12 protein-coding genes are annotated in these 18,898 nt (G+C 32.5%); 10 read left to right on the forward strand and 2 right to left on the reverse strand.

What is annotated here, in order from left to right; genetic code table 11:
* Nucleotides 1-87 precede the first annotated feature (87 nt).
* The 3 genes from KM029_RS18285 to KM029_RS18295 are packed head-to-tail and all read left to right on the forward strand — an operon-like array spanning nt 88 to nt 3,139.
* Nucleotides 88-1,851: a M14 family metallopeptidase gene (locus KM029_RS18285; RefSeq protein WP_240050315.1), complete on the forward strand. Its 1,764-nt coding sequence runs from the start codon at nt 88-90 to the stop codon at nt 1,849-1,851.
* A gap of 49 nt (nt 1,852-1,900) precedes the next feature.
* On the forward strand, nt 1,901-2,632 hold the full coding sequence (locus KM029_RS18290) for a hypothetical protein (RefSeq protein ID WP_144074627.1): 732 nt from the start codon (nt 1,901-1,903) through the stop codon (nt 2,630-2,632).
* Between the two features lie 60 nt (nt 2,633-2,692).
* Entirely contained in the window at nt 2,693-3,139 is a 447-nt protein-coding gene (locus KM029_RS18295) for a YkvA family protein (RefSeq protein WP_144074628.1), read from the forward strand.
* A gap of 20 nt (nt 3,140-3,159) precedes the next feature.
* On the opposite strand, the gene KM029_RS18300 is transcribed toward KM029_RS18295, so the two are convergent.
* Entirely contained in the window at nt 3,160-3,864 is a 705-nt protein-coding gene (locus tag KM029_RS18300) for a DUF4163 domain-containing protein (RefSeq protein WP_144074629.1), read from the reverse strand.
* Between the two features lie 62 nt (nt 3,865-3,926).
* A complete protein-coding gene (locus KM029_RS18305; RefSeq protein WP_144074630.1) occupies nt 3,927-5,546 on the reverse strand; it encodes an aminopeptidase P family protein in 1,620 nt (539 codons plus the stop codon).
* Nucleotides 5,547-6,467: 921 nt separating this feature from the next.
* Between KM029_RS18305 and KM029_RS18310 the strand changes: the two genes are divergently transcribed.
* From KM029_RS18310 to KM029_RS18340, 7 genes are all read left to right on the forward strand, one after another.
* On the forward strand, nt 6,468-7,175 hold the full coding sequence (locus KM029_RS18310; RefSeq protein WP_144074631.1) for a FadR/GntR family transcriptional regulator: 708 nt from the start codon (nt 6,468-6,470) through the stop codon (nt 7,173-7,175).
* Between the two features lie 302 nt (nt 7,176-7,477).
* Nucleotides 7,478-10,585: a SusC/RagA family TonB-linked outer membrane protein gene (locus KM029_RS18315; RefSeq protein ID WP_144074632.1), complete on the forward strand. Its 3,108-nt coding sequence runs from the start codon at nt 7,478-7,480 to the stop codon at nt 10,583-10,585.
* A gap of 12 nt (nt 10,586-10,597) precedes the next feature.
* Nucleotides 10,598-11,965, forward strand: a complete 1,368-nt coding sequence (locus KM029_RS18320; RefSeq protein WP_144074633.1) for a RagB/SusD family nutrient uptake outer membrane protein — start codon at nt 10,598-10,600, stop codon at nt 11,963-11,965.
* A gap of 45 nt (nt 11,966-12,010) precedes the next feature.
* Nucleotides 12,011-12,790 (forward strand): PKD domain-containing protein, encoded by a 780-nt coding sequence (locus KM029_RS18325; RefSeq protein ID WP_144074634.1) that lies wholly within the window; start codon nt 12,011-12,013, stop codon nt 12,788-12,790.
* A gap of 100 nt (nt 12,791-12,890) precedes the next feature.
* Nucleotides 12,891-15,137 carry a polysaccharide lyase 6 family protein gene (locus tag KM029_RS18330; protein WP_205125447.1) on the forward strand — a complete coding sequence of 749 codons (2,247 nt, stop codon included), beginning with the start codon at nt 12,891-12,893 and terminating at the stop codon, nt 15,135-15,137.
* Nucleotides 15,138-15,143: 6 nt separating this feature from the next.
* A complete protein-coding gene (locus tag KM029_RS18335; protein ID WP_215586347.1) occupies nt 15,144-17,396 on the forward strand; it encodes an alginate lyase family protein in 2,253 nt (750 codons plus the stop codon).
* A gap of 158 nt (nt 17,397-17,554) precedes the next feature.
* On the forward strand, nt 17,555-18,877 hold the full coding sequence (locus KM029_RS18340; protein WP_144074638.1) for an MFS transporter: 1,323 nt from the start codon (nt 17,555-17,557) through the stop codon (nt 18,875-18,877).
* Nucleotides 18,878-18,898 lie beyond the last annotated feature (21 nt).

Here is an 18,898-nt window from a genome sequence, read left to right on the forward strand (position 1 = left end):
GATACAATTTATAGAAACTTTGAAGAATCAATTAATTTAATAGATCTTTATAAAAGGTTTGGGCAACTATTTATTAAAATAATTATAGTGAAAGAATATTTTTTTATCATTGGAGCAGTATTGCTACTTAATATCTCATGTACTAAAAGTAAAACCCCTCAGCAAAAAGAAAAGCAAGAGGATTGGGTAACACCTTTTGAAAAATCTAACGGATTAGAAACTTTTACATACGAAGAAGGTATCGCTTACTTTAAAAAGTTAGGATCAGTTTATGATGAATTTCGTGTATTTACTTACGGAGATACAGATGCAGGAAAGCCAATACATTTAGGAATTTACTCTTCTCAGGGGGCATTTGTTCCTTCAGATTTAAAAAAGAGCAATGTATTGTTAATTAATAATGCAATTCATCCCGGAGAGCCTGATGGTGTTGATGCTAGTATGATGCTTTTGAGAGATATTCTTCAAAAAAAATCAAAGGTTATACCTAAGAACACCATTATTGCAGTAATTCCATTTTACAATATTGGAGGAGCTTTAAACAGAAATTCGGGAACAAGAGCAAATCAAGAAGGACCTACTTCTTATGGTTTTAGAGGAAATGCTCAGAATTTAGATTTGAATAGAGATTTTATCAAAATGGATTCTAAGAACATGAAGACACTCGCTGAGATTATTCATGTTTGGCAACCAGACCTTTTTATAGATACTCATGTGAGTAATGGAGCAGATTATCAATATACATTAACGTATTTGGCGTCTCATGAAGAGAAGTTGGGTGGTGTAGTTGGAGAGTTTGTAAAAAGAAAAATGAACCCCTATTTAGAAGAAAAGATGTTGGAAAATAATCTTCCAATTGCACCTTATGTAAATGTATGGGGAACAACCCCAGATAAGGGGTACATCCAATTTTTTGATTCACCTCGCTACTCTTCAGGATATACAGCTTTGTTTAATACACCTAGTTATGTGATCGAAACACATATGCTAAAACCATTTAAACAACGTACAGAAGCAACTTATTTATTTTTAGAAAATGTAATTGGGTTTTTAGGTGAATATGGAGCAGAACTTAAAGAGAATAGAAAAGCACAATTTAAAGATGATCTTCACAAAGATGAATTTCCTATTGCCTGGGAAGTAGATAAATCTAAAAGTGATACCATTTTTTTTAAAGGGTATGAAGGAAAAATGATAAAAAGTGAAGTAAGTGGACTGCCTCGTTTATTTTATGACAGAACAGCTCCTTATGAGAAAGCAATTCCATTTTACTCTTCTTTAAAAGTGACAAAGTATGAACCTAAGCCACTATCTTTTATTATTCCAAGAGGATGGAAAGCAATTATTGATCTTTTGAAATTGAATGGCGTAAAAGTCACTCAATTAAAAGCAGATGAAAAGTTTGCTGTTGATGTGAAATATATAGAATCGTATAAAACAGTAAAATCACCTTACGAAGGGCATTATTTGCATCATTCGGTTAAAACAATAACAAAAAAGGAAGAATTACAGTTTTTTGAAGGAGATTATTTAATATCAGCTGATCAGAAAAGAATTAGGTTTCTAATGGAAGTCCTTACTCCTGAAGCTATGGATAGTTACTTTGCATGGAACTTTTTTGATCCTATTTTACAACAAAAAGAACATTTCTCTGCTTATGTTTTTGAAGATAAAGCTGCCGAAATGATAAAAGCTGATGAAAGTTTAAGAATTGCTTTAGATAAAGAAATCAAAAAGAACCCTTCTTTGAAAAATGATGCTTATGCTCAACTAAATTTTATCTATGAACGTTCTGATAATAAAGAGAAGTCTTATTTAAGGTATCCTGTTTTTAAATTTATGCCTAATTAGTAGAAGTTTCCCTTAACCACAACCACATTACCATTCAAATATAAATATTATGGATTTTAGAGAATTAAGACCAGCAGAAGTAGCATTATTAACGAGATCTAGTTCAATAGATGGTCGTTTATTAATGCGGTATTCTATAATTTATTTATTGATGGAGAGAGTGTTAGATGGTTATTGTGATGTTAATAAAGACATTAAGTTAACGTACTTAAGAAGAGGGAAGAACTTTGATAATTTTAGTCCTAGGTCTTTCGAAAAACCATTTATTGATATCCTTAAAAAGGATACTACTACAGTATATTCTGTAAAATCAATTTTAGAGAAAGTTAGAGGAGAAATTCCAGCAGAAGAATTTTTAAAAGAAAACGTCAAAAGTAATCCTTATCTCGAAAAATATATTTCGTCATCTTTTTTTGATAAGTTTTCTTCTAAATTAAAATTGACAGAAGAAGGTAGATTATTAGTAAGTGATGCTATTGCCTTTTTAAAAGAAAGACAGTTTGCTTACCAATCATCTATGACACAAGAAAGCAAAATGAAAATTGTTGCAGAAATGGGCTCATTCGTTGTTCTGCTTCCTATATTTGATGAAGAACTTCTCCCTCAGTTTTCAAAATTACTTAAAAACAAAAGGGTACAAGAAGGCGACGAAGAAGAAATTGATTTTGATACATATTTTGATGAAGAACCTACTTACAAAGGTTCTTTACACGATATGTATATTTCTGGAGGAAACGACGAAGGGAGCTCTAGTAATGATGATGGAGGAGAAGGAGCATAGAGCAACAAAAAATAGCTATTTTCGTAAAATTAATAGTGTACAACAAATTTAAATTAGAATATGGGGCTTCAAGATATAAATACAGAAAAATATATAAAATACTTTAAAGAAAGCGATTTCTTAGATTCCTTAATTGACATGGCCAAAAAAGCAGGTGAAAAGGTTGTTTACGCAGGCTTACTGTTATTTTACATGTACATTGATGATGAGACTCCTAAAAAAGCTAAAGTAGCAATAGCGGGTGCTTTAGGCTATTTATTATTACCATTGGATTTAATCCCAGATTTTATTCCAATTGTGGGCTTTAGCGATGATTTTTCTGTTGTTATTGCAGCAATTAGTTATCTAACGGTGTGTTTAAAAGAAGAGCACAAAGATGCTGCTGTAGAGAAAATGAAAGATTGGTTTGAAGACTTTGATGCAGAAGAAGTAGAAACAATTAATTCTATAATTTTTAGAAAGAAAAGTAAAAAGGGGAAAGTTATAGAACTAGACCCAGAAGCATAAAGTCTTAGATAAGACAACAATTAAATGTCCTTTTTTTGAGAGATATACGGTGAGAGAATTTCTTGTAATTCTGACCAGTTTATTTTGATAAAATCAGGACATTTTTTTCCTCTACACTTTTTAATGTCTAAAGGAAAGTACAAGCCTTCTTTAGTGATACAAAATGTATTTACAGCATCAGAAGATACCTTTGCTCCATTGCCTAATTTCTCTTTAATAATTTTATTTAAGCTAGAATAGTAATCAACTCCTGTTTTAAATAAGTCTTTTAACTGAATTTTTCGTTTATCATTTACATCATAATTATATGTTACAGATAATTTACGAACACCATCTAAGCCGTTATAAAAAGTTTCTTTATCAAAGCATAAACTTAGAATACCGTTATTATTAAAATGTACATTATAGTTTAGGTTCATATAACTTAAACCTAAAACACCTTTATCAATTTTTACGGATCTTGTTTTTGATAGGAAATCAGAAATAGCAAAAGCCATAATGCCTTGTATATCAAGATTTATTTTATGCTCAACATCTATTTTATTAGTATACATTACTTTTGGGTAAGACACATTTAGCTCGTAATGTAAAGATGAATTGAGTTTATTGAACCCCTGCTTTTCAATCTCAATAGAGTTTTCAAGTAGGGCGTAATTCAACACAGTAGAAGTTTGTTTAAATGATGTGTTGAAAATAAGTAATATCGAGAAGATTATTAATCTCATAAGATAGCGACATTGCTATAAAGAAAACCGATAGATTTATAAAATATTGTTCTGACTAAAGATTATTTTAAAATAGGTAAATCTAATTGATCAAAAATACTAGTTTCTTTCATAATTGCTTCAATCTTTTCTATACTTCTAGGTGCTCTTGCAGATAAATTTATAGGTTCAGCATCAGTAATTAGGATATCATCTTCTATTCTTATGCCAATACCCCACCATTTTTCATCACATTCACTTCCTTCAGGAATATAAATACCAGGTTCAACGGTTACAATCATATCTTTTTTTAATGTAGTATAATGTCCTTTATCATGAACATCTAAACCAATATGATGCATTAATCCATGGGGAAAGTATCTTGCATAGTCTTCTGGGAAATCAATTATTTTGAGTTTGTATAACCCTTTACCAATAATATCTGTAGAGATTGTATATACTTCATCAAAAGAAGCACCTTCTTTACATGCTGCTATACTTTTTTCTTGTGCTTTAAGTACAAGTTCATAAAGTGTGCGTTGTTCTTTAGAAAATTTACCATTTACAGGAATTGTTCTTGTAACATCTGCAGTATACCCTCTGTACTCTGCACCACAATCCATTAATATCAGTTCTCCATCTTCTACATTTGGTTTGTTATTGGCTATATAATGTAGCATACATCCATTTTCTCCTGCTCCAACAATACTTGGATAACCTTCGTATTCTGCACCGTATTTTTTAAAAATGAACTCATGAATACCTTGTATTTCTGTTTCAGACATTCCCGGTTTCATGGCTTTCATTACTTCTATCTGTGCAATAGCAGAAATTTTGATGGCTTTAGTTGTAAGTTTAATTTCTACAGGAGCCTTAATTTCTCTAAGGTCCTTCATTAAACTATCGAGTGTTATGATATCTATATTTGTATTTGGTAAATGCTGAGCTACTTTAACTCTTTGTTCTGGAGATGCTGCAGAAATAAAATTAATTATGTTTTTATCTAAACGTAAAACAGCAGTATTCCTTAATTCCAAAGCAACATCTTGTGCAATAATCATTTGATTTTCGATAGTAGTAGAACGCATTAAATTATAAAGATAAGCTGAAGCAGGGTTTAAAAAAGGAGGGTAAGCTGTTTTTTGTTTAAAATTTTGAATAATGTCATATAAATCAAAAGGATTGTATATATTATTACGTACATCTCTAGGAGGATCATAAGTGAGTACATTATCAAAAGTTTCGAACTTAAAATTGAATTTAGAGAAAGCAGTAATGGGTAAAACGTTTTCAACACCAAGTTTTTGATTAACCTCCTTAATTGTCAAACTAGCTCCAATCCAAATCTGATCAATAGAATCTCTTTCTTCAACAAAAAGTAATTCGGAACAAGTATTACCATCTTCTAATTGATAAGGTGTAGAAAAAAGTAAAAGCACAGCGTTTGGTTCTCTATAACCTGTTAGGTAGTATAAATCAGGATTCTGATGATAAACATAGTCAACATCATTGGCTCTATTTCTAATGGGATTAGCAAAAAATACTGCAACAGAATTTTTAGGTAACTTATTTCTTAGAAGCTCCCTTCTTTCTTTATGAAATTCTTTAGGTGGAAAATTAGTAGGAGCATACTTGTACTGTGCTATTACTAATTGACATAACAATAAAAAAGTGACTACTATAAAACCGAATTTTCTGTACATAACCTGTTGTGTAAATTAAACAAAGCAAAATAAGAATTGTGGTTTGAATAGTGAAACTTATTTGATCAGTAAAAATAAAAAAGTGTGCAAGTACCTCAATTACTACTTGTACACTTCTTTAAAATCTATTTTTGAAGTCCATCCAAAAGTACTTTGATCATGTTATTTTTTGGTTGCCTATAAAATTCATACAATAGGTAAAATGACCGTACCTCTAATTACAGCTTGGATTAAAGACTTAGAAAAAGCATTTACCATTAAAGTATCTCTTTTATATGAGGAGCCGTTTCTAAGAATGAATTTATAGTAACTTTTGGAGCTAGAAGGTCTAATAATATATACATTATAAAAAGTACCATCAATTAATTGGATTATCAATTTCTTGAGTGGTCAATTGGATATTGACTTTACCACTTTACTACAAGACCAGAAACTGTGAAAATTAGATAAAGACAAATAATCAAAATTATTACTCCCTTTCATACTTTAAAAATTACTTTCATAATGGATTTAGATTTGTATGATTTTAGTGAATTTACTCATTTAAATTTTAAATCTCTTTCGTATCTAAATTCCGTCTATAAAGTCTAGTGCGTGGTGTTATGAATGCAAGTAAGTGTCTTTTTTACATTATTTTCTCTTTTTTTTCATAAAAGACTTGCATGTAAATCTAAATATTTCTTAATTGGTCTACCAGTTGTTGGTAACCTAATTGTTAGGTCACCAAAAAGCAGCAAGAAAAAGTGAAGAAATTCACTAAAGATTAAAGTAGAGCAATTGGTAATATCTTAGCCATTTAGGTTAGGAAGTCAGTTTAAATAGTTTGAAAGCTATTATTTAATTAAAAAGAAGAATTATTGGTTTAATTTTTTTTTCGCCAAGAAAAAATTGGTTAACCAGTTACTAAGAAATAAATATATCATGGAACAATCGATCTTTAATACGTTTAGAAAAATAGAAATTGAGAAGCCAGTTGATAAGATTATTAAACAAGTTAAATCTTTAATATCTTCTGGACAGTTAAACCCTGGTGATAAATTACCATCAGAAAGAAAGCTAAGTGAACATTTTGCAATTGGTAGAACACATGTTCGAGATGCAATAAGAAAGTTAGAGTTTTATGGAATATTAAAAACATTGCCACAAAGTGGAACTGTAGTAGCAGGTTTTGGTATTTCTGCATTAGAAGGCTTAATAACTGACGTATTAGATTTAGAAGGTAGTGATTTTAACTCTCTAGTTGAAACAAGAGTAATCTTAGAAACAAACACTGCAAAATATGCAGCAATTAGAAGAGATGATAAAGATATTATGTCTATAAGTAGTGCATTAACTGCTTATGAGACCGCTGTTAAGAAAGGAAAAGATAATGTGGAGCATGATTTAATGTTCCATATGAAAATAGCCGAAGCAAGTAAGAATTCTGTATTAAAATCATTAATGATGATAGTAGCACCAGACATCATTACATTTTTTAAAGAGAAGGAAATTTGTTCTGGCAACAAACCTTCAAGAGCGTTAGATGAGCATTATGCAATTTTAGAACACATCTCTAACAGAGATCCTGAAAAGGCTGAACAAGCGATGTTCCAACATCTGAAGGAAATTATTCAACATCCAAACATGTAAAGTAGCCTATGTAGAAACAAAAACTAGGATAAAAAAAATGGATTAACAGGCAGTTAATCCAAACAGTCAGGTTGTGATAATAGGGGTCATCGGCAAAATCATCCTTATAAAACATTCCTTCCTTGTAAACAAAGATACGTACAAAGAAGTGTATTCACAAACGAACAACCAACCTGCCTAAGCAAACTATTTATTTTACCAATGAGCAAAATACGCTTTAGTAGATAATTGACCATGTTATATCGTGTAACATTGAACACCAATTATGCCATACTAAGAGCTAACTCTTCAATGAAATTGAAATGAACAACACATTTAAATTATTACTAGCATCTATTGGGATTTTACTATTTTTATATCCCGCGGATCTTTTGGCACAAAACGATCAAGTTAAAGTTAATGGTCGAATAGTAAATCAAGATGGCTTTCCATTACCAGGGGTATCTATTATAATAAAAGATGCCGAAAGAAGTAAAGGTACTATTTCTGATTTTGACGGAAATTTCTCTTTACTTACTAACTCTACAGATGTATTAATGTTTTCTTTTATTGGCTGTAAATCGCAAGAAGTTGCAGTGAATGGTCAATCTGAAATCAATGTAGTTTTAGAAGAAGAATTAAGTCAGTTAGACGAAATCGTTGTCGTTGGATATGGTTCAGTTCAAAAATCACATTTGACAGGAGCTGTATCAAAAGTAACTAATGAGAACTTAGATCAAATTCCATTATCAAGAGTTGATGATGCTTTAGCAGGTCAAGTTTCTGGTGTAAATATCCAGATGACTAACCCAGAAGCAGGTGGAGCACCAACAATTCGTGTTAGGGGTGTAGGTTCTATTACATCTGTACCAAACCCACTTATTGTTGTAGATGGTATTGTTGTAGACCAAGATTACCTAGGTAGTTTAGATATGAACGATGTAGAATCTATTGAAGTATTAAAAGATGCTTCTTCTGCAGCTATTTATGGTTCAAGAGGATCAAATGGTGTTATCTTAATTACAAACAAATCAGGTAAGAAAGGTAAAGCAACATTTACTTATAACGGATACTTTGGTACAAAATCAGTTCCTAAGAACGATGTATTAAAAACAGTTGGAGAATGGACTTCATTTGTATCAAACAATAACGAAGGTGAGCTAACAGATAGAATGAAATATATCAATCAGTTAGGTACTGAAACAGCATGGGACGAAGTAATGATGGACGGTGGTACTATTCAAAACCACTCGTTATCAGCAAGAGGGGGAACAGAGAAGACAAACTATAGTGCATCAGGTAGTTACTTAAAAGATGAAGGTGTATTATTAACGGATAGCTACGAAAAAATCAACTTTAGATTAAGCTTAGACACTAAAGTAAACGACCGTTTAAAGTTTGGTTTAAAAGTAAACCCATCTTATAGTAAGCAAAGAAGATTTCCAGTTGGACTTCATGATGCGATTAGACAATCACCTTGGTTACCAGAAAGAATTGACGAGAATAGCATCAAATATGTAAACCGTCTTAGAGAAGAAGGTAGATGGGCAGATGCACAGGTTGGAGATTATGCTATGGAACGTATGTTCGATGATTATGATCTTGATAATAACGAATCTGTAGAATCTGGAGGAACTGATATTAGTACAACATCTAATGCATCTCCTTTAGCAAAAGTACAAGAGCGTAATTATATGAAGTACCAAACAAAGCTATTTACTAGCATGTACTTAAAATATGATATTGCTAAAGGTTTAGCATTTAGATCTACTTTAGGTGGAGATTATAAAAACTCTACAAACGAAAGATTTACAGGTGTGAAAGCATCAAGAAATGAGGAGGCGGGTACTTCAGCTTTTAATAGCCAATACAACCAATTCCACATTGTTGCAGAGCAAACTCTAACATACGATAAAAACTTTGGTAATAAGCACTCAATTAATGCTGTAGCAGGTTTTGCTTATGAATTTTGGGATGCTAAATATAGTGAAGTAGAAGCAAACGGTTATAATTTTGATTATATCCAAACTATTCCAGCTACTAACGTAACTGGAGCAGGAACAGAGCATACACAAAAAGGTTTAGTATCTTATTTAGGTCGTGTTAACTACGCTTATGATAATAAGTACTTAGTTTCTGTAAGTGCAAGAACTGATGGTAGTTCTAAATTTGGACAAGACAATAAATTTGGTGTATTCCCTGCTGCATCTTTAGGATGGAGAGTATCTGAGGAAGCATTCTTAAAATCTAGTTCAGTAATTAGTAACTTAAAATTAAGAGTAAGTTACGGTGTAACTGGTAATGACGGAGATGACAATTCTATTGGTAGATATCCTCATATTGGTTTAGTAGAGCCTGTAGGATCAGTATTTAATGGTAACATTTACAATGGTTTTAACCAAGTAACACTTTCTAACCCTCAATTACAGTGGGAAAAGTCAATTGAAATAAACCCTGGTGTTGAAGTAGGTTTCTTCCAAGATAAATTAAACTTAAGCGTTGATTTCTATAAACGTAATAGCCAAGATTTATTAATGAACAGACCTATCCCTTCAGCAACTGGATTTAGCGATGCAATTGTTAACCTTGGTGAGGTAGAAAATAAAGGTATTGAAGTAGAAGTTCGTACTACTAATATTGTTACTTCTTCATTTAAGTGGAGTACAACAGGTAATGTTTCTTATAACGAGAACAACTTAGTAAGTATGGCAGGTGCAGACGGGCTAATCTCAACTGTAGATTCTAAACGTCCTGCAGAATGGATTGCAAAAGAAGGTAATCCTGTAGCATCTTTCTACGGATACGTAGTGGAAAAAGAAATTCCTTTAGAGAATATCAAAAATCCTTACTATCCAATTAACGGACAGTCTCAAGACATTTATGTTAAAGATTTAAATGGTGATGGTATCATTGATTCAGACGATAGAACAATCTTAGGATCTCCATACCCTAAATTTATCTGGTCTGTTACAAACACAATGAGCTACAAAAACTTTGATTTAAGTTTCATGTTCCAAGGTTCTCATGGTGCTAAAGTTAGAAACATGGACCCTCAATATGTAAATAATCAGTTTAGTTCAAACCAAGATTATATCACTGACGAAACTAACCCTAACTTCTTTAAAGATTCGGATAAAGTTGTTCAAAGAATTTTCACAGATGATATCGTAATGGATGCTTCTTATATCACATTAAGAAACTTAAACATTGGGTACACTTTGCCTAAATCATGGATTTCTAAGGTTGGTATTAAGAGTGCTAGAGTTTACGCATCTGGACAGAACTTGATTTATATTATGGGTAGTGACTATAGGGGTTATAATCCTGAAGGTGTAAACCAAGGTTTAGATTCGCCATTAACATATGGTTACCAAAGAGGTGCAGCACCTATTTACAGATCTTATTCTGCAGGTATAAATCTTCAATTCTAAAAAGAAATAATAATGAAAAATATATTAATCGGATTGACGTTTTTAATTGGAGTATCATTTTTTACTTCATGTCAAGATTCTTTAGATTTAGAACCTAAGTCTGCAATTGGAGATAATGGTTTCTACAAAAATACAGAGGAGGTTCAAGCTGCAGTTTTTGCAATGTACGATGGTCTTCAAAATGTAGTTCAACGTGAGTTTGCTTTAACAGAAATGCGTTCAGATAACTCTAAAACTAAAAATAGTGAAGGAGAATGGGCACAGTTCGAAACAATGGATGTATCTCCAAACAACGGTACTTTGTCTACTTATTGGACAGATTTATACAATGTTGTTTTTAGAGCAAACAAAGTTTTACAAAACCTTGATGTTGTTTCTAACGTCGAGTTGAATGCTCAATTTGAAGGTGAAGCTAAATTTATAAGAGCATTAGCTTACTTTAATTTAACAAGAGGTTTTGGTGATGTACCTTTAGTTACTAAGGTGATCGTACCTGGTGAAGAAGTTGGACAAGTTAAAGTTTTAAGTTCTTCTGTTTTAGATCAAATTGAACTTGATTTAAATGATGCAATCTCTAAATTAGCTTCTAGAGGAAATGTTGAAGAAGGTCGTGCAACAATTGGAGCAGCTCAGGCGTTATTAGCGAAAGTTAAATTAACAAGAGGGGATTACACTGGAGCAAGAACTTTATTAGAAGCAATTGTTGGAAGCGGAGATTACAGCTTAGCAGCATCGTATAGAGATGTTTTCTACAGTGAATTAAATTCTGAAATAATTTTTGCAGTACAGTTCTTAAATGACCATGCTGTAGAAAGTCAAGATTTCTCTTATGAGTTTACAAATTTGGGTAGAAATAGTGGTTTAAACTATGTAACGTCTGATTTAGTAGCTGCAGTAGGAACAACTGACACAGAAAGAATTGGTGTTTTATATAATCCTGAAGATGTAAAAGAAAATGGAAAGTTTATCTCTTCTTCTTCAGATAACAGATTATGTGGTAACGATTGGGTAATCTTACGTTTGGCAGATGTTTATTTAATGCATTCAGAAGCTATTTTAGCAGGGCAATCAGAAACGACTGATGGAAGTGCTATTGCTTCTTATAACATGATACGCTCAAGAGTAAACCTTTCTACTTTACCAACAGATGGTTCGGCTACTTTAACTAAAGATATGCTATTTAATGAACGTAGAGTTGAATTGGCTTTTGAAAACCATAGACTATATGATTTAGTAAGATCTGGCGACGCTGAAAAAGTAATGGGAGATTTTGCATCAGCTAATGGATTCACTTTTAATGGAACTAAGTTATTATTACCTATTCCACAAAGAGAGATTGATACAAGCTTTGGTGTTTTAACGCAAAACCCTGGTTACTAAATCAGCATTTTTTGAAATCATTTTTTCGCTAACAAAAATTGAATCATGAAAATTAAATTAAGCACTACGCTAACAAAAAATATATTTGTCGCAGTTACAGCACTATTTTCAGTAACTGCATGTACAGAAGAATTGCCAGGTGTTGGATCTATTCCAGATTTAACTCCTCCATCAGCAAACTTCAGTTATAAGTCGAGTACAGAGAACTTTAAGCAAATAGACTTCACTAACCTTTCAATTAGTGCAAGTAATTTTACTTGGGACTTTGCAGACGGTAATACATCAGAAGAACAAGAACCATCTAATGTATTTCCAGGAGAAGGAAGTTACGATGTAATGCTAAAAGCAACTGATGGTAATGGTGTACAAAGTGACACTGTAATTACGGTCTCAATTGTAGATGAATTAGTTCCAGAATTTGCTTGTAAAAGTTTTGAATGCAAAGACCGTAGCGTTTGGGGAAGTTTTTCAGGTTCAGATTCGCCAACACCTCCTGATGGAGAAACAGGAGCTAAGTTAGAGTCAGCTACTCACGTTTTAGATCAGACAATTAAAGTAACTGGTGGTGTAACTTACAATGTAAGTTTCCATTATGTAAGTGCTTCTAGCTCAGGAACAGCTTGTGGTAACTTTTTATTAGAAGATCCAGATAACGGAGTAACATTTGTAGAAGAAGGTATAGAATTAACACCTAATGCTTCTGATTATGTTTACAAAAGTTTCATCATCGAAACAGCGGTAAATACTAAAAATTTACGTTTTTACCTTTTACCTGGTGATGTTACAGGCCGCTATGACTTAGTGGAAATCAAAAAAGTTGATTAAAGAGTATTCCATATAGATTATTTTAGATTCACTCAGCTTCGGCTGGGTGGATCGTCTATAAAAATCACATTACAACACAAAAGGAATAAACAACATAGAAATGAAACAAATTACACTTACTTCAATCCTAATTTTACTCACTCTTTTATTTGTTCATGCAAACATGGTTACAGCAGAAGAAATTCTGGTGAACAATAAAGAGGAATTATCAAAAGCATTAAAAGAGGTTCAACCTGGTCAAGTAATCTTATTAAAGAATGGAACATGGACAGATGTTGAAATCAAACTGAAAGGAAAAGGCACAGAAGAAAATAAAATTGTATTGAAAGCTGAAACACCAGGGAAGGTGTTCTTAGAAGGACAGTCTTATTTACGTATCTCAGGTAGCTATATAGTAGTAAGTGATTTAGTTTTTAGAAATGGTTATACACCAACAAGTTCTGTAATTAGTTTCCGTACTTCTTCTAAAGAATTAGCTTACAATTGCAGAGTAACAAATTGTGTGGTAGAAGATTACAGTAATTCTGAAAGATATGACAGTGACAAATGGGTAGAGATTTTTGGTAAAAACAATTCATTTGATCACAATGCATTAGTAGGAAAAAGAAATAAAGGAGTAACTCTTGCTGTAAGATTAAACAGTAAAGAGAGCTTAGAAAATAACCATGTAATTGCTTATAATTACTTTGGTGGACGTCAGAATTTAGGAAGTAATGGCGGAGAAACTTTACGTATTGGTACAAGCCATTATTCTAGAAGTAATTCGAACACAACTGTTAAGAACAATTACTTTGAGGCATGTGATGGAGAATTAGAAATTGTATCAAACAAATCGTGTGGAAATACTTATCAAAATAATGTTTTTGATGAGTGTAAAGGTACACTAACACTTCGTCATGGGGAAAGAACATTAGTTGAAGGAAACTACTTTTTAGGAAATAGAAAGCACAATACGGGTGGTATTAGAGTTATTAATGAGTACCAAACAGTAAGAAATAATTATTTGAGTGGTTTAACGGGTTACCGTTTTAGAGGCGCCTTGGTTGTAATGAATGGTATTTATAATTCGCCAATTAATAGATATAATCAGGTAATAGGAGCAAAAATTAGTAATAACTTATTAATAGATTCAGACCACGTTCAATTGTGTGCAGGAAGCGATAAAGAAAGATCTGCTACTCCAATTGAATCAACAATGAAAAACAACCTTTTCTTCACAGCTACAAACCCTAATTTGTTTACTGTTTATGATAACATTGAAGGTATTGATTTCGAAAACAATTATGTAAATAACGGAGAGAATACTCCAGTAGAAGAAGGCTTTACATTTGTAGATTATCAGTTAGAAGAAAACGAATTTGGCTTACGTGTTCCTAAAAAGAAATTACTTAAGAAAATAGGCTTTAAAGGTGATGTTAAATTACCTGTAACTAAAGAAGAAGTTGGTCCTTCTTATTATAAAAAAGAAATTAAAGAAGTAACATTTAATACTGGTAAAGTAATTAAAGTAGCGGCAGGTGATGATACTCTAATTGATGCAGCTAAGAAAAGTGAGGCTGGAGACATATTAGAATTGGAGAAAGGTGGAGTATATGGTTTATCTAAGATACTTTTTGTAAACCACCCAATTACAATTAGAGGAGCAGAAGGAGAGAAGCCAGTAATTAAATCTGAAAAAGCAGTTTTCTTTAAAATAGAAAATGGTGGTTCCTTAAAACTAAATCATTTAGTTATTGATGGAGCAGATTCTCCAGATCAATCAGGGAATTGTGTAGTGAGTACGAGTAAATATTCTATGAACGAAAACTACAAGTTTATTACTCTAGATTGTGACATTAAGCAACTAAATATCAACCATACTTTCAATTTCTTGAAGATTTATGCAAGTACAATGGCCGATTCGATACTGATAGAGAATTCAACTTTTACAGAGGTTACAGGTGCTATTCTATCATTAGATAAAGAAATTGAAGATTTAGGAATGTATAACGCAGAATATGTAATAGTAAAGAACTCTAAGTTTACAAAAATAGGAGATACTATTGCAGACGTTTACAGAGGAGGAACAGATGAAAGTACTTTTGGACCTAACGTTGCTATTACAAAATGTGATTTCACGGATGTTGGTAATAGCAAAAGAAACAAAGACCACTCATCTTTAGCATTCCACGGAGTTCAGAATTTACAAGTAGCTGATTGTAATTGGAAAGATAGTGCTCCAGTTAAATTATTCTTAACAAACGGAGAGCCTATTTCTAATTTGAAGAATTGTGTATTCGATAACACTGAACAAATTCAATCGAATAACAACAGCTATACTACAAAGAATATTCAAGTGATAAACTAAAGAATAGTGAAAGAATTTATTTACATATTAGTTTCAGCGATAATAGTTCAGACACCTCTATTTGGTCAACAGGCTTACCCTACTTTGTCTGTTACCAAAGGAGAGGTCGTTGAAATCCGAGCAGCACTCGGGCAAGGAACTTTGTTTGATACTTCTATTGAAAAAGTACGAGCGCAAGTAGATCAATTTGTGACTACAGGATTAGATGTTCCTGTACCAAAAGATTTAGCTGGAGGATATACGCACGAACAACATAAAAAGAACTTTTTGATTTTACAGAAGGCAGGGCTTCTTTTTCAAATTACAGAAGAAGAAAAGTATGCCATCTTAGTCAAAGAAACATTATTTAAGTACAGAGAGATGTATCCAAAATTGGAGAGACATCCTTCTACAAAGTCGTACGCTAGAGGTAAATTATTCTGGCAGTGTTTAAACGATGCCAATTGGTTAGTATATGTGAGTCAGGCTTATGATTGCATATACGATTGGTTGAGTGTAAAGGAAAGAAAGGAATTAAATAAAGAATTGTTTGTTCCTATGGCCAATTTCCTTTCAGTAGAAACACCTCGTTTTTTTAATAGACTGCATAATCACAGTACTTGGGCAAATGCTGCCGTTGGAATGATTGGTTTAGTGATGGAAAACGAAGACTTAGTACAGAAAGCATTGTATGGATTGCCAATATCTAAGGAGGGATTAAAAGATAATGATGGGGGGTCTATCACTTTAAAAGGGCAAAAGGAAGCTGGTTTTTTAGCTCAGATAGATTTCTCTTTTTCTCCTGACGGGTATTATACAGAAGGTCCTTATTACCAACGTTATGCAATGTATCCGTTTTTAATTTTTGCATTGGCATTAGATAATGCAAAACCTGATGTAAAGATTTTTGAATACAATAATGAGGTACTGATAAAAGGAGTATATGCACTTCTAAATCAGACCAATGCAAAAGGAGAGTTTTTTCCATTAAATGATGCTCAAAAAGGAATGTCATACTTTTCTAGAGAGTTGAAATTAGCTTTATCTTTAGCCTTCCAATATGGAAGTAAAGACTCTAGCTTATTATCATTAATAGAATTACAAAAGAGTGTGCCATTAATTTATTCTGGTATGCAAGCAGCCTTAGCAATTAAGGCTGGTAAAACAGTTCCTTTTGTAAAGAAAAGTGTAATGTTGAGAGACGGAGCAAAAGGAGATGAAGGTGCTATTGGTATTCTAAGAGCAGATAAAGAAGGAGAAATTGATCTTATAATGAAATATGCAAAACATGGTATGGGACATGGTCACTTTGACAGATTATCATACAGTATGTTTTATGGAGAGCAAGAAGTTTTGCAAGATTATGGAGCAGCAAGATGGGTAAACATTAATCAAAAAGATGGTGGTGGTTACTTAAAAGAAAATAAGACATGGGCAAAGCAGACAGTGGCTCATAACACGGTTGTTGTCGATGAAAAATCGCAATTTAGAGGAAAAGTAAAGGCCGCTGATGCTATTGCCCCATCGTCATATATATTTGATATAGACAATCCTAATTTACAGGTTGTTAGTGCAAAAGATACCAACTGTTACGAAGGAGTAGAATTGCACAGAACTATTGTTTTATTAAAAGATAGTAGTTTTGAAAATCCATTAGTATTGGATCTATTTGCTGTAAATTCTGAAGAAGAACATGACTTGTTATTACCTTATTATTATAAGGGACAACTAATGCAAACGAATGTTGATTTTACACAATCGTCTACGTTATCAACAATGGGAGAAACGGATGGTTTCCAACATTTATGGAAAGAAGCAGAAGGAAAAGGTGCAGAAGGAGTAACACAAATCAATTGGTTTGATAAAGCTACATTCTTCACACTAACAAGTACTACTACTGCGTCAGATAACATTATAACTGCACATATTGGAGCAAATGATCCTAACTTTAATTTAAGACACGATCCAGCGTTTTTTATTCAGAAGAAAGGGAAAAAAGGGAGGACATTATTTGCATCTATTTTAGAAACTCATGGAAATTATTCTAGAGTAAGTGAGTTTGCTAATAATGCGGCAGGAAGCATTTCAAATATTACAATAATAGACAATACATCAGAATACACAGTAGTTGACTTTACTAACAAACAAGATGAAGAATGGACCTTCATTATATCAAACAAACAGCATAGCGATGACTCGAAACATCGCCTAACTATCAAGAATAGAGAGATTAAATGGGGTGGTCCATTCACCCTTTTTAAAAACGAATTAGAGCAATAAAATAAAGGTATAATAAGCAAATTAAAAGCAAACAAACCGTTTTTAGCTTCCATGTTAATAAAAGTGGAATTAAGAACAGTATCTCAATCAGTCTAGCATTTAGAATGTAACGAGAATCTTTTAATAGCAGATATGGAAGCAGAAAAAGTAATATAACTATGGAGAATTTAGTAAAAGATTTACCTGAAGAAAAAACCACAGAGAAATCATCAGGGTTTAAATTAAAAGGATTAAGATGGTGGATTATTGGATTGGTATGTTTAGCAACAATAATTAACTATATAGACCGTTCTGCAATGGCTATTATGTGGCCAGCAATCTCTACAGATTTAGGAATGGACAAAAGTGACTATGCATTAATACTTAATGTATTTATGGTTGCTTATGCAATTGGACAGTCAGTATCTGGAAAGATGTTTGATAAAATTGGTACTCGTATGGGATTTGTCATCTCAATTTCTGTATGGGGTATAGCTACTATGCTTCACTCTGTAGCAAGAGGTTTAACTTCTTTTGCTTCTTTTAGAGTAATGTTAGGTATGGGCGAAGCAGGTAACTGGCCAGGTGCAGTAAAAAATAATGCAGAGTGGTTTCCGGTAAAAGAAAGAGCTTTAGCACAAGGGATTTTTAACTCTGGGGCAGCGTTAGGTTCTGTAGTAGCACCACCACTAATTGCAATACTTTGGGCAAGCTTTGGATGGCAAACAACATTTATGTTTGTAGGTGTATTAGGTTTACTATGGATTGCACCTTGGTTAATTATGAACAAAGGTATTCCTGCAAAACACCCATGGATTACAGATAAAGAGAAAAAATATATTCTTGATGGAACTCAAGATGATAGTAAAGAGAAAGAAGAGCCACAGAAAGGTTTAAGTATGAAAGAGATTTTATCTTATAAAGCTTCTTGGGCAGTATTAGCATCACGTTTCTTTATAGAACCAATATGGTGGTTATTTGTAGGTTGGATGCCGTTATACTTGGCAGATACTTATGGCTTTAATGTAAAAGAAATTGGCTTTTTCTCTTGGGTTCCTTATGTAGGAGCGGCGTTAGGTAGTATTTCAGGAGGTTATTTTTCTGGTAAATTAATGCTAAGAGGAGCTTCTATTGATAAAGCAAGAAAACAAACCATTACAATTGGTGGTGTAATAATGTTTGTAGGTTTATTAGCAACAATTTTCTTAGCAGATACGGCTTTAAAATTTGTACTAATTGTAGCAGCAGTATTGTACGGTTTCCAATTTGTAATTAGTAATATTCAAACAATCCCTAGTGATTTATTTACAGGTAAATCGGTAGGATCTTTAGCAGGTTTAGGAGGTACAGTAGGTGTCTTTTCTGTAATCATTATGAACTTCCTAGTACCAATGATATCGAGCTATTCTTATACTCCTATTTTCATTATGATAGCAGCGTTTGTGCCGCTGGGAGTTGCTTCAGTTTATCTTCTTGCTAAGGATATTAAGTCAATAAAATAATAACAATAACACATTTAAATT

It is taken from the genome of Flammeovirga kamogawensis (assembly GCF_018736065.1).
In the GTDB taxonomy this organism is placed as follows: Bacteria; Bacteroidota; Bacteroidia; order Cytophagales; family Flammeovirgaceae; genus Flammeovirga; species Flammeovirga kamogawensis.

Coding starts and splice junctions, on each gene's coding strand:
- KM029_RS18290 (WP_144074627.1), top strand. CDS start 1,901: ATGGATTTTAGAGAATTAAGACCAGCAGAAGTAGCATTATTAACGAGA.
- KM029_RS18330 (WP_205125447.1), top strand. CDS start 12,891: ATGAAACAAATTACACTTACTTCAATCCTAATTTTACTCACTCTTTTA.
- KM029_RS18340 (WP_144074638.1), top strand. CDS start 17,555: ATGGAGAATTTAGTAAAAGATTTACCTGAAGAAAAAACCACAGAGAAA.
- KM029_RS18305 (WP_144074630.1), bottom strand. CDS start 5,546: ATGTACAGAAAATTCGGTTTTATAGTAGTCACTTTTTTATTGTTATGT.
- KM029_RS18320 (WP_144074633.1), top strand. CDS start 10,598: ATGAAAAATATATTAATCGGATTGACGTTTTTAATTGGAGTATCATTT.
- KM029_RS18315 (WP_144074632.1), top strand. CDS start 7,478: ATGAACAACACATTTAAATTATTACTAGCATCTATTGGGATTTTACTA.
- KM029_RS18325 (WP_144074634.1), top strand. CDS start 12,011: ATGAAAATTAAATTAAGCACTACGCTAACAAAAAATATATTTGTCGCA.
- KM029_RS18295 (WP_144074628.1), top strand. CDS start 2,693: ATGGGGCTTCAAGATATAAATACAGAAAAATATATAAAATACTTTAAA.
- KM029_RS18300 (WP_144074629.1), bottom strand. CDS start 3,864: ATGAGATTAATAATCTTCTCGATATTACTTATTTTCAACACATCATTT.
- KM029_RS18310 (WP_144074631.1), top strand. CDS start 6,468: ATGGAACAATCGATCTTTAATACGTTTAGAAAAATAGAAATTGAGAAG.